This window comes from Asticcacaulis sp. AC466, from assembly GCF_000495815.1.
In the GTDB taxonomy this organism is placed as follows: Bacteria; Pseudomonadota; Alphaproteobacteria; order Caulobacterales; family Caulobacteraceae; genus Asticcacaulis.
Genome location: NZ_AWGE01000023.1, coordinates 34199 through 58174 on the forward strand (window position 1 = coordinate 34199; position 23976 = coordinate 58174).

Genomic DNA, 23976 nt, shown 5'->3' on the forward strand with positions numbered 1-23976 from the left:
CGTTTCGAACCCTACCAACCGGTCTGCGCCGGCCTCATCATATGAACATGAGTCGACTATACGCGATAAATATCAAGATTCGATGAGGAAGATCTGAATCAGGGCTTAACCAAACCGAGTGGGCTCTTATCTGTCCGGCCATTCCCAGTCCGGTTTGTCCTGATCTCGGATGAGGGTTTCGCCCAATTCCTTTTCCAGCAAGATGCGCCGGACCGGGGCGGCTGCTTCCAGGGCGGTCACCAGTTCTGGCGCATGCGACACGACAATCACCTGCGAACGCCGGGAAGCGGCGGCGATCAGACGCCCCAAGGGCGCCAGCAAATCCGGATGCAGGCTCATTTCCGGTTCGTTCAGCACCATAAGAGACGGCGGGCGCGGTGACAAAAGTGCCGCGATCAGCAGCAGATACCGCAAGGTGCCATCTGACAATTCCGTCGTCTGTAATGGCCGCAGCAGGCCCTTTTGCTGCATGAGCAATTCGACATAGGCGCCCGAAAATTCAACGTGAATGGCTGCCCCGGGAAAGGCGTCATCCACGGCCGCATCCAGATCCTCCGCCGCCCCGACGGCGCGAATTGTCTCGATCGCCGCCGCCAGATCATGGCCATCGCTCGACAGGACCGGCGAGTGGGTGCCGATTTGCGGCTTGCGCAGGGGCGCATCACGGTCCGTTCGGAAATGATCGTAAAAGCGCCAGTTTCGCATGCTTTCGCGTACCAGAAGCAATTCGGCGCCCTCACGCGGGTCACTGCCGTGCGTCATCATGCTGTCGAAGGGAGACAGGTTGGTCAAAACCTCCTGCCACAGGTTTGCCTTGTCACGCACCTGGATAAGCGGCCCTTTTCGCCTGGCAATTTCATTGCGGCGATTGAGAACCTGACCGATCCACAGGCTTTCGGCCTTGATTTGCGGATCGTGCGGGAACACCGATGTCAAGGGCGGCGGCAATCCCAGATCAATGCCGTAGCCATAGTCTTCGGAGACAAAACCCAACCTCAAAGCCACGGGCTGCTTGCGGACTGTGCCCTGAATTGCGTGTTCGCCCGATTTCATAGTGCGCGAAAATCGTTCGGGACCTGCCCACAAGGTCGAGTCCAGGCCGCCTTCCGAAGCAATGGCTCGGATTATGCCCCCGTGGGCGATCTCAGCCAGCAGGCGCAATGCCCGATAAAGGCTCGACTTCCCAGATCCATTGGCGCCAGTAACGACATTGAGCATATCGAGTTCCAGGCGCACGTCGCGCAAGGAACGGTAACCGGAAATGGCCAGGGTGGTGATCATGGCGCAAGAGTATGAAGAGTGACGAACACCGTCAATGACGCACCCATCCGATTGGCGTCAAGGCGCGGTGAAGCTATCCACGATTTGTATTAGGCCAACAATGGCTGCGTTGAAGGCGTCCATGTCTTCCGCAGGTATCCAGTATTCCTGATGTTCCCGCCCACCGGCGGTTTCAACCGCATATCGCGCCAAATAAGTGGCATCGACCTCAAATTGTGTAACGAATCCAGCCCCGCTTTCGGGGACATTCCAGTCCCGCGCAATCTTGATGGCATAGGCGCGAGTCGTCACGGGGTAAAAAATCGGCTGTTCCGGCAATCGGGGTGGAAATGCCGTCATACCGGACGATTCGATCAGAGCCAGCTCTTTTGGGCCCACCGGCCGCCACAGGGTTATAGTCGACATGGCGAGATTATAACCTGGTTTGCCGAGAAGGCGAGCCGCGATTCGAGCCATACCGTGACCTGTAGGACTTGCAGACCTCCGCCAGGGGACAGCCGCGGCAATCGGGTGCTGGCGCATGGCAATGGACCTGGCCCAGACGCTTGACCAAAACATGCAGTTGCGACAGGTCTGCTGCTGTCCACTGCGCTAGGTCGGGCATGATGCGATCATACGCGGCGTCTATGCTGGCCTTTGCGGCCACAAGTCCCGTCCGCTGGAACACACGCTGAATATGCGTATCGATAACCAGGGCGGGACGGTGCAGGGTGCTGAAGTTAAGCGTCGCAGCATTTCAGTTACATCGTTTTCCAGGCCTAGGTCGAACAGCATGTCCATGTTAGGCGCAATGGAACAAAAGAAGAACATTGTCGAGGTAAAAAAAAGTTGAAAAAAGAGCTTGCGTCTCCGTTACGGCTTGGCTAGAAGTCGCCGCCTCGGAGACGGCAACGTCCTCGGCCATCGTTAAAGGATGGGGCTTTAGCTCAGCTGGTAGAGCGCTTGCATGGCATGCAAGAGGTCAGCGGTTCGACTCCGCTAAGCTCCACCATTAAAAAACCCCGCCCCTGTGGTGGGGTTTTTTAATGGCCGGATCATGAATGACGTCACTCGTCAGGTGCCTATATCCATAGCAAAGAGAAGTTCGTCCGGTTGCTCGAACTGCGCGGCAAATCCGCTGGTGCTGCCGGAGGCGCTGGCCTCATCGAGCGCTGCCTTAGACGGAAAGAGATCGCGTAAGACCAGCAGCGTCTGGCCGTCTTTTTCTTCGAACGTCACCGTCGTGACGGCGCCATCGTCATCACCTTCCTCGTTCGTCCAGACAATTCGGGTGGGCGGCGTGACCTCCGGGCATCTGGGTAAATCCCGGCAACTTAGAGATTGCGTTCTGGAGAATTTCCAGTGCCTCACTGACGTCGACGAGCTGATCGTCAATCTCGCGGGCAAGGTCGAATATCTCAGACGCGCTGCCGACAAATCCTCCATTTATGACCTCCATCGCCCAGGCTATGAAGTTTACGGATGTTCTCGCGCAGCTCAGATGGGTTTGGGTGTCCACAGATTTTACCGATTTGATCGACGGCATTGAGCAGGGAATATGTGTCAAACTCCTCCTGAATAGACTCCAATTCGTCTTCGGAAATGTCCACCGTTTCAGAACTCCAACGCTTTTAGAAAATGCTTTCTCGGCGCACCGTCTGGACCGACATAGCGATTGTCCGTCGTCAGGGATATTGGGCCATTTTTGGAAAGAGCGGGTTTGTCCGCTCCGTCCGTTCGAATCACGGAGTTTCCTGTACCGATCATCGTTCCCAATCGGGAAGCCGCTGCTAAGCAAGCAATGAGAACGAGTTGCCGAAGTTGTGGAGCAGGATCGGTAGAAGCAGACTTCCCGTGCGCAGGCGCAGCCAGACGGCAATGAATGAAGGGATTGCCGTTAGCGCCATAGTGATAGGATCGAACGAAAAGCTACCGTGCGAGAAGCCGAAGGCGTGCGCCATCCCGAACAAGAAGCATGACAGCACTGCACCCCACCCCCAATCGACACCTAGTAGCCTCTTCCTGCCGGTGAACGCCTTATCGAGCGCAAACAGCAGGATGCCCCGGTAGAAGGGTTCCTCCTCCAAGCCCGGCATTGTCAACTGAAAGGCGACCTCCTCACCGTTGGATCTGCCTCCCGGAAAGGCCACGGCGATGACGACGAAGAAGGCACAGTAGATCGCAGCGACCGGCAATGCGGCCTTCAGGCTGCCCGGCTCCTGCGCGATTGTGAGGCCCACGCGGCGAAAGCCGAACGCCGGCGATAAAGCGATCGCGAGTGTAATGGCCAGCGCTAGGAGCTTGCCTTGCCAGTTCCACGCTCCGCCGATCAGGTCGGGAAGCGATCCGTAGACGCGGGTGAGAAGGGCATCGTTAACAGCCACCAGCAGCGCCGCGACCAGTAGCCAGCGGGGGGAGAAATGATGGCGATCCGTGCATCCCACCGCCGTTCCCAAAAAGAGGAGGACCGCCAGCGTTCCCCCCAGGCCAATCAGTCCGTTCATGCGCTCACCTTCATATTATTCTACGGAGGGGTGATACCTTCGGAAGGCTAATTGGTCTTATCAGAAGACGGCATTTCGCTTATCAAAACCCGGCTTTTACCAATTATGTCACCTAATTCGCCTTGCCGGAGAGCCGTCCGGTAGTCTGTGGGCGAGCAGCCCTCGATAGCGCGAAATGCCCTGTTGAAGCTGGGGAGTGAGGCGAAACCGCTGTCCAGCGCGATGGCGATGAGTTTGTCATCGCCATCGCGCTGGCCGAGCAACCGACGCGCCTCTGCGACCCGGTAGTGGTTCAGAAAGGTGCGGAAATGATCGTATCCGAGCTCGTGATTGATGAGCATCCGCACGGCGCGTTCCGGCGCCTTCATGCGCTCAACGAACACAGCGAAGGTCAGTTCGGGACTGAGGAACACCCGCTCAATCTCCATCAAGACGGACAGCCGGCGATGCAGCTCGTCGTCATGCCGAAGACGCGCCTGCGAAGCTATTTCGACCGGTAGCGATTCCCCGCCCTCTACGCCGAAGCGGAGTAGGTCGGCACGGACGGTCAGCAGCCTGCTCGCCAGCCACAGATCGAATGCGAGAAGCATCGCGTTCTGGGTCATGGCAAAAGCGAGCGGACGCCATGCAAAGCCGAGCAGTGCGTCAGCCGCGAGGTCGACGAAGAGCATCCCGCCGAGCAGGACCGCGACCATGATCCGGGCGTCATGGCGTTGCTGGATCAGGTCGCCTTGGCGTTCGGCTAGAAGGCGCCAGAGCAGGTGGCCGACGATCGCGAAGCCCAGCGGTACGAGCAGGAACGAGAGCCCTTTGTCCGCGTACGCTTCTCCGAGCACCCCTCGATCCAGTGCGGCAATAGCTGCCCAAACCAATCCGACGCCCAGCACACCACCTTTCAACCTGAACCGGCTATCGAAGCAAGACAGGCAGAACCACCATATAAAAACAACGGCGAAGCCGCTTACGGTATGGGCTACGGCGCCGACGAGTCCTGTCGGGACCGTCGACGATATCGGTGTGTTGCCGATTACAAACCCGGCGAGACACAGCGCCAGGGGTGCGAACAGAATAGCGGGCAAGCCAACCTGCCGACGTTGGCCGAACAGGAGGACCGCCAGCAGGAGGATCGTGACGGCAGCACCAGCCCGTATCGCTACGTCAAGTTGGCCTATGTTCATACCGTCACTCTGTCCATCCCCAAGCCTGGAACACGATACGAGCGGGACCGTTGACGGTTCGCGTCACAACAAGCTCACGTTCAGACGTCCGCTCTATCTCGGTACTATTTCGGACGGACGCGACCTCATCACCCTTTGCTTCATCCATCGATCTTCTCCTGGCTTTTCAATTCCTCGACAATCTCATCCAACGCGTCGAAGCGCGCCTCCCAGACCGTGCGGTAACGCTCGATCCAGGCGGCTTCTTCCTCCAGTCGGCGCAGGCCCAACTTGCAGGTTCGCACGCGCCCAATCTTCTCGGTGATAACGAAACCCGCCTGCTCAAGGACGCCGACATGTTTCTTCATGCCGGTGAGCGTCATGTGAAACCTGTCGGCCAGGTCGGTGATGGATGCATCCGCACGCCCGAGCTGCTCCAGAACCCCGCGTCGAGTGGGATCAGAGAGCGCGGCGAACGAGACATCCAGGCGGGGGTGTAAATACTGAACCATTTGGTTCAGCATGTAGCGCATATTTCAGCGGCAGACAATACGAAAAAAGCTGCCGGATCGCTCCGGCAGCTTTATCTTGGATCTGTTTTGCGTCCCTTGGACAGGACTTAGATGTCGTCGCGATCCTGGTCGTCGGGCAAGCCGTCGATTTCTTCATCGAAATCGGCGTCTTCGTCGTCTTCGAGGAAGGGCACGTCATCGGCATCGTCATCGACCAGATCGGCGTCTTCGATGTCCATATCGACCGCATCGGCGCCGGCGCCAACACGCGCCGGATCGGCCGGGTCGAGGTCTTCGTCTTCATCGACCAGCAGAGTGTCATCGGCGACGACTTCATCGATTTCGGGCGCGGTGACTTCCGGCTCTTCTTCGTCTTCGTCTTCGCTGGCGGTCTTGCCCTTGACCTGATCTTCGGCTTCTTCGTCCGCATCCTCGTAGTCGGGGGCGGTGGTCCGGACACGCGAACGGCGTGTACGGACGACTTCTTCCTGATCAAACTCGAAGTCGCAGCGCGGGCAATGCGCAGGATGTTTGTTCAGGTCGTAGAACTTTGCCGTGCAGTTCGGGCAAACTTGTTTGGTACCTAAGGCAGGATCAGCCACGAGACGTCCTTCTTTTCAGTCTTTAGAAAAATTCGATTGCGTCGGCCCCCTTGCCACTAGATAAGCCTCCTGTCAAAGCCCCTTTTGGGCGTAATGTTCATTTTTTCGTTTAAACCGAGACTTTCCCGTGCCCAGCCCGCCCGTGACCAGCCCGATGACGGCTATAAGACTTGTGCCTCCCCGCGCTACCCTATCCGGACATATTGCCCTGCCCGGATCAAAGTCCATCACCAACCGCATCCTGCTGATCGCGGCCCTGGCGAAGGGCAAAAGCCACATCAGCGGCGCGCTCAAAAGCGATGATACGACCTATATGGCGCGGGCGCTGACGCAGCTGGGTGTCACGATCACCGAAACGGGCGATACGGATTTTGTGGTCGAAAGCAGCGGCACATTGGCGCCATCGCAAACGCCATTGTTCCTCGGCAATGCCGGAACCGCCGTGCGCTTTCTGACCGCCGCCGCCGCCAATATCGCCGGCACGACGGTCCTGACCGGCGACGCGCATATGCAAAAGCGCCCGATCGCGCCGCTGGTCGAAGCCCTTAATGCCACCGGCGTCACAGCCAGCGCCCCAACCGGCTGCCCACCCGTCACGGTGACAAGCGATGGCGGCTTCGCCACCCGCTCCATCGATGTCGATGCCAGCCTGTCCAGCCAGTATGTTTCGGCCCTCATGATGGCGGGCACCAAGGGCACGGGGCCGTTCAGCCTTCGCGTGAAGGACGGCGATATCGGCGCACGCGGCTATATCGACATTACAATCGCCTGCATGCGCGCCTTCGGTGCGGAAATCACCCAGACCGGCCCGCTGAGCTGGGACATTGATAGCCGTCCCTATCGGGCGCGCGAGTACCGGGTGGAACCCGACGCCAGCGCCGCGACCTACGTCTGGGGCATAAATGCGCTCCTGAACACAGATATCGACATCGGCATCGCGCCGCGGGACATGATGCAGCCCGATGCCAAGGCCTATGACGTGATCGCGCAGTTTCCGCACCTTCCGGCCGTCGTCGATGGCAGCCAGATGCAGGACGCGATTCCGACCATAGCCGTCTTGGCCGCATTCAACATGCACCCCGTCCGTTTCGTAGGCATTGCCAATCTGCGCGTGAAGGAATGCGACCGCATCAACGCCGTCGCAACGGAGCTCAACCGTATCCAGGCGGGCCTGGCGCAGGAAATCGGTGACGATCTGCTGGTCACGCCCGACCGGACGCTTATCGGCCGCACGATCGCCGCCGACATCGAAACCTATCACGACCACCGCATCGCCATGGCGTTTTCCCAGGCCGCCCTCGTAATCCACGGCCTGCGCATTCTCGACCCTGGTTGTACGGCCAAGACCTATCCGGGCTACTGGCGCGACCTGCAAAGCGTCGGCGTCGAGATGGATTTCGAATAGCCGATTAAATGGGCCTGTCCAGTTTCAGACCCGCCAGACCTGCTTGTAATTCGGCGAAGCCCGCCTTCGCCGCGACATAGCGCCGGACCTCGGAGTCGAAAGCTTCGATAAGGGCATTGATCCCGAGCGGCGATCCGCCCGGCTGGCCGGCGCCGGCCGCCAGGGTGGCCAACTGGCGCAGATGGACTTCTTCTATGGTGTTGAGCAGCTTGCGCACGCTGTTGTCATACATCAGAAAGTTGATGATCACATCGTGGTTGTGATGGCGCAGAAAATCATAAAAACCGTCGGCGGCCAGACCCAGTTCCAAAGCCTTCGCGCGGGGCGTATACAACCCGGCATCCGCCTTCAACTTTTGGCACATCAGTTTGAAATCGGCCGGCGGCACGACCGCCTTCATGGCGAAGCGCAGACGGAAATAGCGGTCCCCGAAGAAGATGTGTTCATGCGCAAAAGCATCCACAACGGCTTCAAGCTGAAGATAAAAGCCGTTTAGCTCGCCATTGGCGGCGGCTATGGCTTTCAATAAGGCAGCCCGGTTGGCTTCCGCCGACTTGCGGGCAGGCAAGTCGCCGGCGAACAGCCCTGTGATCCACGTCCAGAAATTCATGCCCGCCCCTAGTGGTCCCTGACTTGACATTACGCAACTTACAGCGCTTTTCAAACAACCTCGCCGAACCGGCAGCGTATTTGCTTATAGCCGTGGCATATTAACCATTATTAACACTATGACGACTCCTATTCTGATCGCCGTCGACGGCCCCGCTGCCTCTGGCAAGGGCACGCTCGCCTCGCTGCTCGCCGCCGATTACGGCCTGCCTTTTCTCGATACCGGCCTGCTGTACCGCGCCGCCGGTCATCTCGCCCATGCGCGCGATATCGACCCCGCCATCGCCGCCACCTTGATAGATGCGCAGGTTCTGGCCGATGAGGCGCTGCGCGGCCGCGAAGCCGGTGAGCGCGCCTCGCAGGTCGCCGCCCTTCCTGAGGTGCGCGCCGCCCTGTTCAAGTATCAGCAGGATTTCGCCAATCAATCCGCTGGCGCCGTGCTCGACGGCCGCGATATCGGCACGGTGATCGCGCCGAACGCACGGGTGAAACTGTTCGTCACCGCCCGGCCGGAGGTGCGCGCAGAGCGTCGCTGGAAACAGCTTGTCCAGATCAATCCGGCCCTGACTCTGGAAGAGGTTCTGTCGGATATCCGCATCCGTGATGCCCGCGATTCCGGCCGGTCCGATGCGCCGCTGGAAATGGCGAAAGATGCGCTCTTGCTAGATACCTCCGACTTAGGTATAGACACGGCCATCGCGACTGCGCGATCCCTTGTGAAAAGCCGTCTGTGACACGCCCGCCGTGTTAAATCCACCAGAGGCCGTTTGAGGATACATTTAGGGACGCCACGGGGCCGAAAGGCCTGCGGTTCATGTCTTGGGGCCCGCCGCCAGGCTGCCTCCCAAACCTCATAATATCAGTCAATCCAAAGCCGCACCCCCGCGCCCTTTCCCCGTCAGCGTTACGGCCTCATGTCGTTTTCGGGATCCGGAAGACCGGGACACGCGCCCACAAACAAAGAGTCTAAATGAGCGATTACAATCCGTCGCGCGACGATTTCGCCGCCCTGCTTGATGAATCGATGCACGGTCGCGACATGCTGGAAGGCCAGGTCATTCACGGCCTCGTCGTCGGCGTCGAAAAAGAATACGTCATGGTCGACGTCGGTCTGAAGACCGAAGGCCGTATCTCCCTGAAGGAATTTGGCGCCGAAGGCGGCAACCTGAAGGTTGGCGACACAGTCGAAGTCTATCTGGAACGTGTTGAAAACGCCATGGGCGAAGCGGTCATCAGCCGCGAGAAGGCCCGTCGCGAAGAAGCCTGGACCCGCCTGGAAGTTATCTTCAACAAGGGCGAGCCTGTCATGGGCACCATCGTCGGCCGCGTCAAGGGTGGCTTCACCGTCGATATGGACGGCGCTTCGGGCTTCCTGCCGGGCAGCCAGGTCGATATCCGTCCGGTCCGCGACGTCGCTCCGCTGATGAACAAGGAACAGCCGTTCGCCATTCTGAAGATGGACCGCCCGCGCGGCAACATCGTCGTTTCGCGCCGCGCCATCCTGGAAGAAGCCCGCGCCGAACAACGTACCGAGCTGGTTGGCCAGTTGGCCGAAGGCGAAATCCGTGACGGCGTCGTCAAGAACATCACCGATTATGGTGCGTTCGTTGACCTCGGCGGCATCGATGGCCTGCTGCACGTTACCGACATGTCGTGGAAGCGTGTATCGCATCCGTCGCAAGTTCTCAACGTCGGCGACGCCGTCCGCGTCCAGATCATCAAGATCAATCCGGACACGCAACGCATCAGCCTCGGCATGAAGCAACTGCAATCCGATCCGTGGGACGGTGTCGACCAGAAGTATCCGGTCGGCGGCAAGTTCTCCGGTCGCATCACCAACATCACTGACTACGGCGCCTTCGTGGAGCTGGAATCGGGCGTCGAAGGCCTGGTGCACGTTTCGGAAATGTCGTGGACCAAGAAGAACGTCCATCCGGGCAAGATCGTTTCGACCTCGCAAGAAGTCGAAGTTGTCGTGCTGGAAGTCGACGCCTCCAAGCGCCGCGTCTCGCTCGGCCTGAAGCAAGCCCAGGAAAATCCGTGGGATCAGTTCCTGCGTGAGCATCCGGTCGGTTCGACCATCGAAGGCGAAGTCAAGAACGCGACCGAATTCGGTCTGTTCATCGGCTTCGAAAACGACATCGACGGCATGGTTCACCTGTCCGACCTCGACTGGAACCTTCCGGGCGAAGAAGCCATCGCCAAGTACAAGAAGGGCGATGTCGTCAAGACCAAGGTTCTGGACGTCGACGTCGAAAAGGAACGTATCTCGCTGGGTATCAAGCAACTCGGCAACGATCCGATGACCGGCGACACCTACAAGAAGGGTCAGACGATCACCGTGACCGTCACCGAAGTCACCTCCGGTGGCATCGAAGTCAAGTTCGGTGAAGACGACGCCCCGATGACGGCTTTCGTGCGCAAGTCCGACCTGTCGCGCGACCGCAACGAACAACGCGTTGAGCGTTTCGCCGTCGGCGACCGCATCGACGCCCAGGTCACTAACATCGATAAGGCAGCCCGCAAGGTCTCCGTCTCGATCAAGGCCCTGGAAATGGCCGACGAAAAGCAAGCCATCGAACAGTACGGTTCGCAGGATTCGGGCGCTTCGCTCGGTGATATCCTCGGCGCCGCCCTGCGCGATAAGCAAGGCTCGTAATCCACTACTCGGGCCTAGCCCGAGCAGGTAATCAAGAGTCGGCACCTCTCCACGGGGTTCCGGCTCGGACTATCGAAAAACCCCCGGTTTACGCTGGGGGTTTTTTGATTCAGGTATATAGATTCTAGGGTGTATTCCGCTTAGTCAAACAGTGTTGCCAGGCCGATAAGCTCCATATCGCGCGCCGTCGCCTTGAATACCGGAACCTCATTGACGTAAGTGCTGAGGCGTCCCTTATTTCCGTAGCGCTTGACGAAGGCCGGCACGTCGAAAAGATCGCCGATCATATCAAGCAGATCGCCAGCCAGATATACCCCGCCACGTGCGCCCAGAATGAGTGCGACATCGGACGCCATGGCAGCGAACCAGCCCATGCTGAGGTCGATCGCCTGTTTAGACCGCGCGTCGCCTGTCGATGCCATGGCAATCACTTCTTCGATGCCAGGCGCCATTGCTGTATCGCCTTCGAGATGAGCCAGCGCGGACCACAGGTCGCTAATGCCCGGAATAGAAATGACCCGCTCGCGGGATACGTGACCGTACTTTTCAATAAGAATGCTCAGGACCGCGTCTTCGAGATCGCTGGTGGCCGCCAGATCGGAATGGCCCCCTTCGGTCGGCATAGCTGTCCAGTTGCCCATGCCGTCGGGTGCCAGGGCAGACATGCCCAGCCCGTTATGCGGGCCGATCACGGCAATGACCTGCTCGTCCATGGCCTCTCCGCCGCAGATCTGTTCGCGTTCGTTCGCCTCCAGTCGGGGTATAGCCAATGCCTTGGCGACGAAATCGTTCACCAAATTGATACGCTGAATACCGAGAAATTGCCGCATGTCGGCACGATCAATGGAAAAGCCGTGATTGGGTAAGTGAATAATGCCACCGCGCTCCCAGCCGGCCGCCGAAATCGCGGCACCGGCCAATGTCGGTTGACCCTGAGCTTCCAGAAAATCGGTAATCGCTGTCTTGAATTCATCAAGACTATTGCAAGCATAATGTGTATTTTCGTGGGGACGGCCCCCACGGCGCGCAAGCGCCAGTTTCAGATAAGTTCCGTTGCTTATGTCGCATAACAACACATATTCAGCCATGTTTTTCCGTACCCTAATATAGTTTCGGCAGTTTCTTATTTGTGACGCGCCGATTTATTTAATTTGAAATTTAAATCTCAAATCTTGATTTTTGCTAAAGCTCTCCCCAAAGACACATGAAGTCGAGGTGTTTTATGCGTCCCAAGATAAAAATATGCGGAATTCGGACTTTAGCGGCCGCTCAGGCGGCTATAAATGACAGCGCTGACTTTTTGGGCTTCATCCATTTCGCCAAAAGCCCGCGTCACCTCTCCCTCGATGACATGGCGGCGCTTATGAAAGTGATTCGTGGCACCGGCGCCCAGCTTCCCCTGGTCTCTGTGGTTGTCGATCCGGACGATACTTTATTGGACGCTCTCAGAGATCGGGTAAGACCAGACTTCATTCAGCTGCACGGCAAGGAAACGCCGGAGCGGGTAGCCGAGATTGCCGCCCTGACCGGCCTGCCCCTGATCAAGGCCTTAAGTGTTGGTGAGGCTGCCGATCTTTATGCCGCCGAGGCCTATGAACCGTATATCAGCTACCTGATGTTCGATGCCAAACCGCCCAAGGACGCGGCCTTGCCCGGCGGATTGGGCCTGCGGTTCGACTGGACACTCATGCAGGGATACCTGGGAACGAAGCCCTGGTTCCTGGCCGGCGGTCTCGATGCCACCAATGCGCGTGAAGCGATTGAATTGTCGGGTGCCGCCCTGCTCGATGTCTCGTCCGGCGTGGAATCGACGCCGGGCGAGAAGGACGCAGGACTCATTTCGGGCTTTCTTCGCACGGCAAAAGCTATATAAGCCCCTTCTCCTTCTCTTTACACAAAGGAATACCCACGGTGAGCGATCCCGTTCTGCGAAACAGCTATAACCAACCGGACGCCAAGGGCCGGTTTGGTCAGTTCGGTGGCCAGTATGTCCCCGAAACCCTGATGCCGCTGGTTCTGGAACTGAACGCCGCGTGGCATGACGCCAAAAACGATCCCGCCTTCTGGGCCGAGTTCAACAGCCTGATGACCCATTTCGTCGGTCGGCCGAGCCCGCTCTATTTCGCTGAGCGCCTGACGGCGCACCACGGCGGCGCGAAGATCTATTTCAAGCGCGAGGAGCTGAACCACACCGGCGCGCACAAGATCAATAACTGCATCGGTCAGATCCTTCTAGCCAAACGCATGGGCCGCAAGCGCATTATCGCCGAAACCGGCGCAGGCCAGCACGGCGTCGCCTCGGCCACGGTGTGTGCGCGTTTCGACCTGCCCTGCATCGTCTATATGGGCGCCACCGACGTGGAACGCCAAAAGCCCAACGTCTTCCGCATGGGCCTGCTCGGCGCCAAGGTTTCGCCGGTGACCAATGGTCAGGGCACGTTGAAAGACGCCATGAACGAGGCCCTGCGCGACTGGGTCACCAATGTTCACGACACTTACTACATGATCGGCACCGCTGCCGGCATGCACCCTTATCCCGAAATGGTGCGTGATTTCCAATCCGTCATCGGCAAGGAAACGCGCGAACAGATCCTGGAGATGGAAGGCCGCTTGCCTGACGCCCTCATCGCTTGCGTCGGCGGCGGCTCAAATGCCATCGGCATGTTCCACCCCTTTATCGACTACGATACGGTCAAGTTGGTCGGCGTCGAAGCCTCCGGACATGGGCTGGATGTCTATAACGGCCACGCCTCGTCGCTGAATGGCGGACGGCCGGGCGTGCTGCACGGTAACCGCACCTATCTGCTCCAGGACGAGGACGGCCAAATTCTGGAAGGCCATTCGATTTCCGCCGGCCTCGACTATCCCGGCATCGGGCCCGAACACGCCCACCTGTTCGATACCGGCCGTGCGAAATACGTCACCTGCACCGACTTGGAAGCCCTCGAAGCCTTCCAACTGACCTGCAAGCTGGAAGGCATCATTCCGGCGCTGGAATCGTCGCACGCCATCGCCAAGGTCGGCGATCTGGCGCGCGAAGTCGGCAAGGGTGGCATCGTGGTGCTGAACCTGTCGGGTCGCGGCGACAAGGACATCGCCACCGTCGCCAAGCATATGGGCGAACAAAATGGGAGTGCCCTGTCGTGAGTGTCGCCCGTATAGACAAGCGCTTCGCCGAGTTGAAGGCCGAGAACAAATCAGCCTTCATCGCCTATGTTATGGCCGGTGATCCTGATCTGGAAACGACCTTTGACATCCTCAAAGGCCTGCCCGCCGCCGGAGCCGACATCATCGAACTGGGCTTCCCCTTCTCCGACCCGATGGCCGAAGGGCCGACCATTCAGCGCGCCGCTGAACGGTCGCTGGCCGCCGGAACAAAGCTGCGCGATGTCTTCGCCCTGGTGAAGCGCTTCCGCGAAATCGATCAGGACACGCCCATCATCCTGATGGGCTACATGAACCCTGTCGAATATCTCGGCTACGACCGCTTTGCACAAACCGCCTCCGAAGCGGGCGCTGACGGTCTGATCGTGGTCGATTGCCCGCCGGAAGAAGCCGACGCGCTGAGCGACGCACTCGACGCCAACGATATCGCCCTGATCCGGCTGGCGACGCCCACCACCGACGCCGATCGCCTGTTAACGGTTGTGAAACGGACTCGCGGCTTTATCTACTATGTCTCGGTGGCAGGCGTCACCGGGGTAAAGGAAGCCAATGCCGATGCGATCGCCGAAGCGGTCGCACGGGTTCGCGAAGCCGCCAACCTGCCCGTGGCGGTTGGTTTCGGAATCCGCAGCGCGGACAGCGCGGCCAGTATTGCCCGCATCGCCGATGCGGCGGTCGTGGGATCGGCGCTGGTGGATGAAATCAAACACTGGCTCTCAAACCGCGACGCGACAGAGCAAACAGAAAGTTTACTGGAAAATGGCACGGCCAGCGCGAAAGTGCTGGAAAAGGCCACAGTTTTGGCACAGGCTGTTCATTCTGCACGTTTGGCGGCCAAGGGCTAATCGGAGTATCTTAACCTATGGCGACACCTGACAAGTCCAACAAAGGCCCTAAATTGCCGCAAGCCCCGACCCCTGCCCCGCGCCGTGAGCGCGGCGGATGGCTGAGCAAGATCGCGCCAGGCATTTCCAACTTTGTCGGTAACAAGCGCGAAACGCCCGAAAATCTCTGGGTCAAGGACCCGGACACCGGCGATATGATCTATCGCTCGGACCTGGAAGCCGCGCTGTGGGTGACGCCGTCCGGCCGCCACATGCGTATCGGCGCCACACTGCGCCTGAAATTTACCTTCGACGATGGTCAATACGAGTCTCTGCCCACACCCGAAGTGGTCGAAGACCCGCTGCACTTTTCCGATGGCAAGCCCTACAAGGAGCGCCTGAAGGCCGCCCGCGCCGCGACAGGTGCACGTGACGTCATGGCGATCGGCTATGGTCAGGTCCAGGGCGTGAATTGCGTCGTGCTGGTTCAGGACTTCGCTTTTATGGGCGGATCGCTCGGCATGGCCGCCGGCGAAGGCTTCATCGCCGCCGCAGAGGCCGCCGTCGCTCGCAAGTGTCCCATGGTCGTCTTCACCGCCGCCGGCGGCGCGCGGATGCAGGAAGGCGCTTTGTCATTGATGCAGATGGCGCGCACCACTCTGGCCATTCAGGAACTGAAAAAGGTGCAACTGCCCTATATCGTCGTCCTGACCGACCCGACGACCGGCGGCGTTACGGCGTCCTACGCCATGCTGGGCGACATTCATCTGGCCGAGCCGGGCGCGCTCATCGGCTTTGCCGGCCCGCGCGTTATCGAAAGCACCATCCGCGAAAAGCTGCCGGAAGGCTTCCAACGTGCGGAATATCTGGTCGAAAAGGGCATGGTCGATCGCGTCGTGTCACGCTCAGAATTGCCGGAAGTGCTTGGCGCCCTGATGTCCATGCTGATGGGCGGTAAGCGCAAGGCGGCCTAAACAAACGCGCAGGTACGGCTGGGAAGACTTTGCTTTCCTGCACCTCTGCGAGGATAGACAGGCCGTGGTGAAACGCGATAAATACGGGCATGACCGACCGCCTGTTGCCTTTTGATGCGCCGCTTGAACGGCTGAAAGCCCTGCACCCCAAGCTGATCGACCTCAACCTCGACCGGATGTTGCGCGTCTGCGAAGCGCTGGGCCGCCCGCAGGACCACCTGCCACGAATCGTGCATGTGGCGGGCACCAATGGCAAGGGATCGACCATCGCCCTGCTGCGGGCCATGGCCGAGGCGCAAGGGCTTAAGGTCCATGTCTATACCTCGCCGCATCTGGTCCGGTTCGCCGAACGCATCCGTCTGGCCGGCACGCTTATCGACGAAACCTATCTGGCAGACGTCCTCAGCCGGGTCGAAGCCGCCAATGCCGGGGCGCCCCTGACCTTTTTCGAATCGACCACGGCGGCGGCCTTTGTTGCCTTCAGCGAAACACCCGCCGATCTGTTGCTGCTGGAAACGGGTTTGGGCGGACTGCTCGACGCCACCAATATCATCGCCAAGCCTTATGCGACCGTCATCACGCCCATCGACTATGATCACCAGTCCTTTCTCGGTAACGATCTCAGCACTATTGCCCGCCAAAAAGCCGGGATTTTCAAATCCGGCGTTCCCGCGCTCAGCGCCCGCCAGCCAGACGAGGCCGCCCAGGCGCTGGAGCGTCAGGCGCTTAAGCTGAACGTCACCCTGACCAGCATGGGCCAGGGCATAGACGCGTGGCGCGAAGGCGACCGGCTGATCTTCCAGGATGAAGATGCACTTTACGACCTGCCGCTGCCGCGGTTGGCCGGTGAACATCAGATTGAAAATGCGGGTCTCGCCGTCAAGGCGGGCCTGATGCTCGGCCTGAGCGTCGAGGCCATCGAAAAAGGGCTGCTCACCGCCCAATGGCCCGGCCGTCTACAGGCACTCAGGAGCGGGCCCCTGTATACCGCCCTGAAAGACCGCGCCTCGGAACTGTGGCTCGACGGCGGTCACAATCCGCATGCCGCCCGGGCCTTGCGTGACTTTATCGACCGGCAGCAGGCGCGGGATGCAAAGCCGCTGCATCTGATCTGCGGCCTGATCAACACCAAGGATGCGGCAGAGTTCTTTGCGCATTTTGCCGGATTGGAAGCCCATGTCCATTGCGTCACGTTCAGCAGCGACGCCGCCATTCCCCCAGCCGACCTGGCCGCCGCCGCCCAAAGCAAAGGGCTTGAAGCGGATGTTGCTTCAAGCCCTCTGGATGCGATTAAAGGTCTGCCTCAAACCCCCTTGCGGGTCCTCATCTGCGGATCGCTGTATCTCGTCGGTGACTGCCTGGCCCTGTCGCAAGAAACATGGCCAACCTAATTCCCAGACCTAATTCTCAGGCGGCAATCGCTTCAAATAGGATGAGAGGCTAGCCGGCTAGCGACGCGGGTATCTTTCAATACCCGCAAGCGACGACTGCGACGCCTATCGCCAATTTCAAGCGATTGAATTCTCGCCCAACCATTCCAGCAGCTTCGCCTTCGGCATGGCGCCGACCTTCATCGAGGTCATCTGGCCATTCTTGAACAACATCATGGTCGGGATACCGCGCACGCCAAAGCGCGATGGCGTCATCGGGCTGTCTTCGATGTTGAGCTTGGCGATCTTGACCTTGTCGCCGAGGCCATCAGCCAGTTCTTCCAGAATCGGCGCGATCTGCTTGCACGGGCCGCACCACTCCGCCCAGAAGTCAACCAGCACAGGGGTGTCGGACTTCAGGACATCGTTTTCAAAGGATTCGTCGGTGATCTTATGCGTAGCCATAATCGGCTCCTTTCAACTGTTGGCCAATATGTAAGAGCATTGGTGACGGAAATCAACGCGCCAGAATTTCCGCCAGGCGGAGATTTACTAAAGTCTCGCTTAAGGGGGTCAGTTTCGGACCGTCCGTCCACAATAGCGCCGCCTCAACCGTCTTTTGCGGATAGATCTGCCGCAGCAACGCCACATAGCCTGCCATCTGGCGCTGATAGGTAACCGATGCGCCCTCCGCCGTGTCAGGGGCCGGCCGATTGGATTTATAGTCGATAATCACCACCCGGTCGTCGGTAACGACCAGACGGTCGATCCGCCCGGACAACATGATGTCTTCGCCGCGGGCGGTACGGCCGATGCCGCCGGCCAGCGCCACTTCCGGACGGCTTTGCGGCCCGAACGCCTCGGCAAAACGGTCATCGGTCAAAACGGCCAGCACGGCACCGGCCATTTCGATTCGCTGGCTGTCCGTAAGGTCCGCCTGACGGCCGAGATAGCGTATCGCCACCTCTTCGCGCTTGGCGGCGGGGATATCGGGCAGGATTTCAAACAGCTTATGGATCAATATGCCCCTGCGATAGCGGCCCAAACCGTTTTGCGATTCCAGAGGCGACGGCGCGCGCTCCTCCGCCTCACGATCTTCATCACCCATTTGCGAAATCGCCGCCCAGCGTTCGGCGCCACGTTCCAGATCGACATCGGCCTGCGCCACGATGGTGGTGACGAAGTCCGGTAATTTTACCTGCGGCGCCAGGATTGCCGCTTCGGCGGTCAGGGCTGGTGACCGGACGCCGTGGAGTTGCACAATGACCTCCTTCGCCTGTTCCATATCGTCGAACGGCGCCTTCAGGGGCATCGGCTCCAGTGTCGCCGGAAGCCGGTCGAACGCGTCCTTCAGCAAATCATACCAGGGCGCGAAGGCATTGTTTTTGCCGGTCGCCTTCCGGCCAGCATAGCCGCACAGGGTAAGGCGATCGCGTGCCCGGGTCAGGGCAACATAAAGGAGGCGCAACCCCTCCTGCTCGTCCTTCAGGGCCTTGGCGTCACGGATCGCGGTGATGCGGTCCGTATCCCCCTTGCGACCGGTCGCGCACAGGTACAGATCACCGTCATCGCTGCGCATCAAAAGGTCGTCCTTGGTCGCGGAGCTATGCTGCGGCCCGATAGGCAGGATGACCCATGGCGCTTCCAGCCCCTTGGACCCGTGGACCGTCATAACGCGGACGCTGCGGCCGCCTTCCTCCTGCTCACGCTTGATCTGCGCCGCGCGAAATTCAAACAGGTCGAGACAGGCCGCCAGGCCGGTATCGCCGACCCCCTCGCCTTTCAGCGCCAGCGCCAGGGTTTCATCCAGCACGTCCTCACACTCATCACCGAGCCGTGTCAGGAAACGCTGCTTGGTCGACCGACCCGCGCCATCCCGGCGATTGAGCACACGCGCCAGGAAGTCGAATGCCGTCAGGTGATGCGCTGTGCGGTGCGCCCACAACAGAAAGACGCGGGCTTCGACAAACCGGTCCTCGACGCCCTCGTAGTCAAGCAGGCGCCCCCACAGCGCGCCTTCGCGCCCCTGCGCCAACCTGTAGAGATCGTTTTCGCTCAGATCGCACAGGGGGCTTCGCAACACACAGGCCAGGGACAGGCTGTCATTGGGTTGCAAGCAAAAGCGCATCAGGGCGCGCAGATCCTGGAAGGCGATATGGTCGCCGAGCTTGAGCCGATCTGCGCCGGACACCGGGACACCGGCAATCTTCAGTTCACGGATGATATGTTCGAACAGATGATCGCGTTTACGCACCAGGATCAGCACATCGCCGGCGTGCATGGGGCGCGGTTCTTCCTTGCCCTTGATATACACAGCGCGACCGGTGTCGATTTCCGCCCGGATCGTCATGGCCAGTTGCTTGGCGAGGCGTTTTGACGGCGGTTCCCGCGACGGCGCATCGACGGGTGCGATATCGTCATCATCCGCTGTCGCCTCTGGCACCTCTATCGGCTGAACCAGAGGCCATAGTTCGACCAGCCCATTATGACGCCGGCGTTGCGGCATGTGAACAATGGGATGGCCGGTGAAGTTGAGCGCGCGAGACAGGTCCGATTCCGCAAAGACAGCGTCAACAAAGCCCAACAGTTCGGGCAGGGTACGCCAGCTTTCGACCAGATCGGGGGCGACAAAGCGCAAGGACGCCTCACGCGCCCGCGCTTCGAAATAGGCGCCATTGCCGAGAAACAGGTCGGGCTTGGCGCCCTGAAAGCCGTAGATGGACTGTTTTTCATCGCCGACGGCAAAGACGGTGCGTTGTACCGACGTCTGGCTGGCGCCGGCAAAGAATTCTTCGGTCAGCGCCTTGACGATGGCCCACTGGTCCCCGGACGTATCCTGCGCTTCATCGACCAGAACATGTTCCAGCCCGCCATCGAGTTTGAACAACACCCAAATCGACATCATGCGGTCGGACAGCAGGGATTTGGTCTTGTTGATCAGGTCCTGGAAATCCAGTGCGCCGTGCTGACGTTTCTCGGTCTGATAAATCGTGCTAAAGATGGCAAACAGGCGCAGGGCGTCCAGCGTGTTTTCCGCGATCTCTGCCGCCTTCAGTTGCTCAACCAGCCGGCCGACTTCACGCCCGAGGCGGTCCATGACGACGGCGTCACCCGGCGGGGTTTCTTTGGTGTAGGTCGCCTTGCGTGGCGTTCCCGTCTTGGTGATGAAGATGGATTTCAGGCGGTCGAAATCCAGACCCTGACCGGCCTGATAGCCTTCGTAAAGCGTCAGGAAGGCTTGCCCCGCTTCCTGGTTGGTCTTTGACGCACCGGTACTCAATACGGCGGCGAGATCGCGTATGATTTCCCATTCCAGCCGCGCCTCGTAAGCGTCCAGGCATTCCACGCTTGTGCAGATGCCGTCCAGACCGAGGCTGTGGAACAGCGCGGTCTGCCAATCACCGCGTACTTCCAATCGTTCGAACGCCGCCTTTATGTCGTCATGCTGGTGAATAAACTGCGCCAGCAAGCGTTCGAAGCCGCCAACCTTCAGTTTACGGATCAAGCGATCGCGCGCCTGGGTCAGACCCGCCAATTCGGGCGCGTCGAGCGTAAGCAAACCGGTCCGTGCCGTTTCGGCCAGATCGCCGCCAATTAAATCATCCAGCACCTGAAAAGCCGGTGACAGGCCGGCTTCGAGCGGAAAGCGACGCAGCAGTTTTTCGCAAAAGGCATGCAGGGTCTGGATTTTGAGGCCGCCGGGCGTTTCCAGCGCCTTGGCGAACAGGGCGCGGGCCTGCGGCAGGTCGTGGACGGCCTCGTCGATACTGGCCAGATCGCGGCGCAGGTCGTCATCGGGCGCGATGGCCCATCCGCCCAGCCGTTCGAACAACCGCCCCTGCATTTCCGCCGCCGCCGCCTTGGTATAGGTGACACACAGAATGCGTTCCGGCTTGGCGCCGTTGAGCAACAGTCGCGCCACCCGGTTGACGAGGGTCGAGGTCTTGCCCGACCCGGCATTGGCGGTCAGAAAGGACGAGGCGCGCGGATCGGCGGCGATATTTTGCGCAGTCATGCCTCGACCTCCTCTTCGGCCGCTTCGTCGTCACCCAGAACATTCCATTCATACAGGCGCGCCAGTTGATCGTAGTCACCGCCGCGAATCTTGAGGAATTGCGGCGCGGTCCACGACAGATAGGGCTTGTCGGGATCGGCATAGTCATCCAGGCGGCGGCGAAACCCGGCCAGAGCCTTTTCCGCCAGGTCAAACGCCGTTTCGCCCTTCTGGATAGCCGACCGTTGCGTTGTGCCGTCGGGCGCGACCCGGACATAGATCAAGTCGCCGATCAGCTTGTCGCCGATGCCGGAAAAGCCGCCGTGCCTCAGTATGGCCGCCGTGAGGGTCAATTGCGGATAAAAGCCGGCGGCAACCTGCTTTGCCGACGGAGGCAAGCCGGTCTTGAAATCGAGAATGTCGACCGCGTCGTCGCGCACCTCTATGCGGTCGGACTTGGCGGTCAGGATAAAATCGCCGCGCGATGTATCCAGCCTCAGCTCACCGGACTGTTCGATCAGCAGGCTCGGCCGCCCGGCCCTGCGCTCGGTCTCGAACGTGACAAACTCCCGCGCCATGCCCTCCAGCAGCGGCCTTTGCAAGGCCATCTGGGCCGGGGAGAGATTCGTGGCCAGCAGTTCATCTTCAAGCAGGGTTGTCAGCAGCTTCACGCCAGCTTCGCCCAACAGGTCCTGCTTGCCGAACCGTTCCAGGCTCTTGTGGATCGCCGTCCCGCGCTGACGCGCCTCGACCGGCTCATTCGGCCGGTCCATGGGCCGCAGGTTCAGGATACGGCGCGCATAGATGGCATAGGGGTCGCGCACGAAGACCTCTACCTGGGTCACCGGCATCTGCATCGGGCGAACCGCTACGGGCGGTTTGGGCGCGGGACGGGTGGCAGGCTTCAGGGTGGGCGGCTTGGCCTTCAGGCCGCAGTCTATGGCGCGTGCCCAATCCAGCACCTGCGGGCGCTCCGGAATTTTGACCTCGGCGCCATCGCACAGGGTCTGCAACCGCCACAGCCAGCGCGACTGCACCTGTGGTTCACCTTCGCGACGGTGGCGGGTGACAAGATACACTTCCGGCGCCGCGGCTGCCTGAACGAAATCATGGGCCGACAAGCCGGTGCGCCGCTCCGGGCTGGGCAGGCCCAGACGCTCACGCATCGGACGGGACAGGAACGGGTCGAGATCAGGCGCCTGGGGCCATACGCCTTCTTCAAGGCCCGCGAGGATCAGCCTGTCTGCCTTGACAAGACGCGCTTCGATGGCACCGAGAATAAGCAGGCGCGGGTGCGTGTTGCCGCCGGTCCGGACCTTGGACAGGGCGATGAGATGGGACAGAATGTCACGCACCTCCCGCGCACCCGACACCGGGAAACCGGCGCTTTCGCGGATCAGCTCTGCCAGCATTTCCGAGGCCTGCGCGCCCGGCGCCCCTTGCCACAGAACGGCGCCGTCTTCCAGCGCCAGGCTCTCAGCCAGGCCGACGATTCCGGCAATCGCCTGACCCAGGTCGGTTACAGGCGTGGCTAGGGCCGGCCTGATGACGTCCAGATAATCCGTCCACAGATCAACCGCCGATGGCTCCGACGCAATTGCGGTGGAAATCATGTCCAGCCCCGTAGGCGTGGCGCCGCGCAAGGCCCGCGTCTCCAGGGCGAACAGGCCGGGACGACCCGCCAAACGGCAATAGGGGTGATTGAACAGGGACAGCAGCAAAACCGGATCGTGCGGCGTCTCCATCAAGCCCATAATATCGAGCAGGAACCGGCCGGTCAGGGTGTTGGGCAGCGGCTCACCGGCCGAGTTGTCCGGTTGCAGGCCCCAGCGCGACAGGCGGGCGGCCACGCGGCGCGACAGGGCAATGTCCGGGGTGATCAGAGCCACGACATCCTTCGGCCGTTCGATGGCTTCTCGCATGAGCAGGGCAATGACGGATGCCGCCTCTTCGTCCCGGGCCGTGTTGATCTCGATAAGGCCATCAAGGCCGTCGCGGAATGGATCGCCGTCCTCCGCCTTCAAGGTCGCAATCTGGCTCAGCCAGTCCTTGGTCGCCTCAGCCGGGCGGAGCGCTTCATTGAGCAGGCGGCGACGGGCATCGCCCTTGCGGTCCGCCTCGACTGAGGCAGGCCAGAGATGAATCTGGTCGCGCGAAACCCCATGACGATCAAGGGTCCGTTTCATCGTGCCTTGCGGATGCGAATCTTCGATCTGACGCCAGACATCTTCGGCAAGATGCAGGTCGAGCCCGGGCAAGACTACGGCGCCCAGCGGCGCGATGGCGACCGCATGCATCAGGTCTGCCATGGACGGCGCCGATCCGGTGCTGCCGGCCAGGATGAGGGGAACCTGCGGCGGGTGGTCCGTCCACTGATCAACCAGTCGGCGGATCAAAATGACCTGGCGCTGCGAGGGGTCGAGCAGGTCCAGTTCGGCCAGCCGTTTTGGCCATTCACGCACCGCGACATTGAGGAATCTGGCCGATACCTGCCAGTGTTCCGCCCAGCCTTCTAAAGTATATTGATCCTGACCCGCACCGGACACCAGACTTTCCAACCGATCTTCGGCATCGACTTCTTCCAGGGCCAGGGAATCGAAAAAGCCGGCCAGGCTGTCGGCCAGTTCCAGAGCGAGCTTGGCCGACACGTCACGCCCTTCGAGCCCGGCATAGTGACGGGTGATCAGGCGGGCCAGCTCAAAACGGCGGCGCAGGGAAGACACCGCCGGCGGCAGGTCAAGACCCAGGGCGTCCAGATCGAACGGCGGCTCACCTTCGTCCAGGTCGCCAATGGCGCGGATTTGCGGCAACAGCAACGCGCCCTGACGAGCCTGCTGCGAAAACGACCGGGCCATGGACCGTGCGCCGCGCCGCGTCGGTGTCAATATCTGGGCCGTCGACAGCCGGTCGCCAAGGGATTCGCAAATACCTCTGGCCAGGT

Annotated in this window: 21 protein-coding genes and 1 tRNA gene; 9 read left to right on the forward strand and 13 right to left on the reverse strand. The window is 60.3% G+C overall.

Translation table 11 applies throughout. From position 1 onward, the window contains the following. Positions 1–126: 126 nt before the first annotated feature. Both AEAC466_RS41500 and AEAC466_RS41505 read right to left on the reverse strand, forming a co-directional pair. On the reverse strand, positions 127–1281 hold the full coding sequence (locus AEAC466_RS41500; RefSeq protein WP_023459898.1) for an AAA family ATPase: 1155 nt from the start codon (positions 1279–1281) through the stop codon (positions 127–129). Between the two features lie 57 nt (positions 1282–1338). Continuing rightward, positions 1339–1686, reverse strand: coding sequence for a hypothetical protein (locus tag AEAC466_RS41505; RefSeq protein ID WP_031239490.1), 348 nt, complete (start codon positions 1684–1686; stop codon positions 1339–1341). A 510-nt stretch (positions 1687–2196) separates the two neighbouring features. Here AEAC466_RS41505 and AEAC466_RS41510 point away from each other — a divergent pair. After that, positions 2197–2272 (forward strand) — tRNA-Ala (locus tag AEAC466_RS41510). Positions 2273–2334: 62 nt separating this feature from the next. On the opposite strand, the gene AEAC466_RS44280 is transcribed toward AEAC466_RS41510, so the two are convergent. The 6 genes from AEAC466_RS44280 to AEAC466_RS41530 all read right to left on the reverse strand — a co-directional run bounded on the left by AEAC466_RS44280 (position 2335) and on the right by AEAC466_RS41530 (position 6035). Further along, the gene (locus AEAC466_RS44280; protein WP_081714739.1) at positions 2335–2706 is read right to left on the reverse strand and encodes an SRPBCC domain-containing protein; all 372 of its coding nucleotides are present in this window, start codon (positions 2704–2706) and stop codon (positions 2335–2337) included. A 344-nt stretch (positions 2707–3050) separates the two neighbouring features. After that, positions 3051–3764, reverse strand: coding sequence for a CPBP family intramembrane glutamic endopeptidase, BDIM_20840 family (locus AEAC466_RS41515; RefSeq protein ID WP_023459902.1), 714 nt, complete (start codon positions 3762–3764; stop codon positions 3051–3053). Between the two features lie 47 nt (positions 3765–3811). After that, positions 3812–4942 carry a helix-turn-helix domain-containing protein gene (locus AEAC466_RS41520; RefSeq protein WP_023459903.1) on the reverse strand — a complete coding sequence of 377 codons (1131 nt, stop codon included), beginning with the start codon at positions 4940–4942 and terminating at the stop codon, positions 3812–3814. A 4-nt stretch (positions 4943–4946) separates the two neighbouring features. Then, positions 4947–5090 (reverse strand): hypothetical protein, encoded by a 144-nt coding sequence (locus tag AEAC466_RS44285; protein WP_235074352.1) that lies wholly within the window; start codon positions 5088–5090, stop codon positions 4947–4949. Beyond that, positions 5083–5433, reverse strand: coding sequence for an ArsR/SmtB family transcription factor (locus AEAC466_RS41525; protein WP_031239498.1), 351 nt, complete (start codon positions 5431–5433; stop codon positions 5083–5085). Before AEAC466_RS41525 ends, AEAC466_RS44285 begins: the two co-directional genes overlap by 8 nt. 107 nt (positions 5434–5540) lie before the next feature. Then, on the reverse strand, positions 5541–6035 hold the full coding sequence (locus AEAC466_RS41530; protein ID WP_023459905.1) for a TIGR02300 family protein: 495 nt from the start codon (positions 6033–6035) through the stop codon (positions 5541–5543). A gap of 127 nt (positions 6036–6162) precedes the next feature. Here AEAC466_RS41530 and AEAC466_RS41535 point away from each other — a divergent pair, with 127 nt between their 5' ends. Continuing rightward, on the forward strand, positions 6163–7440 hold the full coding sequence (locus tag AEAC466_RS41535; RefSeq protein ID WP_235074353.1) for a 3-phosphoshikimate 1-carboxyvinyltransferase: 1278 nt from the start codon (positions 6163–6165) through the stop codon (positions 7438–7440). 4 nt (positions 7441–7444) lie between these two features. Here AEAC466_RS41535 and AEAC466_RS41540 read toward each other — a convergent pair whose 3' ends face one another. Then, the gene (locus AEAC466_RS41540; RefSeq protein WP_023459907.1) at positions 7445–8050 is read right to left on the reverse strand and encodes a hypothetical protein; all 606 of its coding nucleotides are present in this window, start codon (positions 8048–8050) and stop codon (positions 7445–7447) included. 118 nt (positions 8051–8168) lie between these two features. Here AEAC466_RS41540 and cmk point away from each other — a divergent pair, with 118 nt between their 5' ends. Together cmk and rpsA are read left to right on the forward strand one after the other, a co-directional pair. Then, positions 8169–8783, forward strand: a complete 615-nt coding sequence (cmk, locus tag AEAC466_RS41545) for a (d)CMP kinase (protein WP_023459908.1) — start codon at positions 8169–8171, stop codon at positions 8781–8783. A gap of 236 nt (positions 8784–9019) precedes the next feature. Beyond that, positions 9020–10708 carry a 30S ribosomal protein S1 gene (gene rpsA, locus AEAC466_RS41550; RefSeq protein ID WP_023459909.1) on the forward strand — a complete coding sequence of 563 codons (1689 nt, stop codon included), beginning with the start codon at positions 9020–9022 and terminating at the stop codon, positions 10706–10708. 140 nt (positions 10709–10848) lie between these two features. Here rpsA and AEAC466_RS41555 read toward each other — a convergent pair whose 3' ends face one another. After that, the gene (locus AEAC466_RS41555) at positions 10849–11796 is read right to left on the reverse strand and encodes a glucokinase (protein WP_023459910.1); all 948 of its coding nucleotides are present in this window, start codon (positions 11794–11796) and stop codon (positions 10849–10851) included. Between the two features lie 134 nt (positions 11797–11930). On the opposite strand from AEAC466_RS41555, the gene AEAC466_RS41560 reads away from it, so the two are divergent. From AEAC466_RS41560 to AEAC466_RS41580, 5 genes are all read left to right on the forward strand, one after another. Further along, positions 11931–12581 (forward strand): phosphoribosylanthranilate isomerase, encoded by a 651-nt coding sequence (locus tag AEAC466_RS41560; protein ID WP_023459911.1) that lies wholly within the window; start codon positions 11931–11933, stop codon positions 12579–12581. A 38-nt stretch (positions 12582–12619) separates the two neighbouring features. After that, complete coding sequence (trpB, locus tag AEAC466_RS41565) at positions 12620–13855, forward strand: tryptophan synthase subunit beta (protein WP_023459912.1); 1236 nt, start codon at positions 12620–12622, stop codon at positions 13853–13855. Next, positions 13852–14718 carry a tryptophan synthase subunit alpha gene (gene trpA / locus AEAC466_RS41570; protein ID WP_023459913.1) on the forward strand — a complete coding sequence of 289 codons (867 nt, stop codon included), beginning with the start codon at positions 13852–13854 and terminating at the stop codon, positions 14716–14718. The genes trpB and trpA overlap by 4 nt, the downstream gene beginning before the upstream one ends. 17 nt (positions 14719–14735) lie before the next feature. Continuing rightward, a complete protein-coding gene (locus AEAC466_RS41575) occupies positions 14736–15671 on the forward strand; it encodes an acetyl-CoA carboxylase carboxyltransferase subunit beta (RefSeq protein WP_023459914.1) in 936 nt (311 codons plus the stop codon). Between the two features lie 89 nt (positions 15672–15760). Beyond that, complete coding sequence (locus AEAC466_RS41580) at positions 15761–17062, forward strand: bifunctional folylpolyglutamate synthase/dihydrofolate synthase (protein WP_023459915.1); 1302 nt, start codon at positions 15761–15763, stop codon at positions 17060–17062. 117 nt (positions 17063–17179) lie between these two features. Here the strand turns inward: AEAC466_RS41580 and trxA are convergent, their stop codons facing one another. From trxA to AEAC466_RS41595, 3 genes are read right to left on the reverse strand one after another with little or no spacing between them, the layout of a single operon-like run. After that, positions 17180–17506: a thioredoxin gene (gene trxA, locus AEAC466_RS41585; RefSeq protein WP_023459916.1), complete on the reverse strand. Its 327-nt coding sequence runs from the start codon at positions 17504–17506 to the stop codon at positions 17180–17182. 52 nt (positions 17507–17558) lie between these two features. Beyond that, positions 17559–21056 carry a double-strand break repair helicase AddA gene (addA, locus tag AEAC466_RS41590; protein WP_023459917.1) on the reverse strand — a complete coding sequence of 1166 codons (3498 nt, stop codon included), beginning with the start codon at positions 21054–21056 and terminating at the stop codon, positions 17559–17561. Further along, positions 21053–23890 (reverse strand): PD-(D/E)XK nuclease family protein, encoded by a 2838-nt coding sequence (locus AEAC466_RS41595; RefSeq protein WP_369794547.1) that lies wholly within the window; start codon positions 23888–23890, stop codon positions 21053–21055. The genes addA and AEAC466_RS41595 overlap by 4 nt, the downstream gene beginning before the upstream one ends. Positions 23891–23976 lie beyond the last annotated feature (86 nt).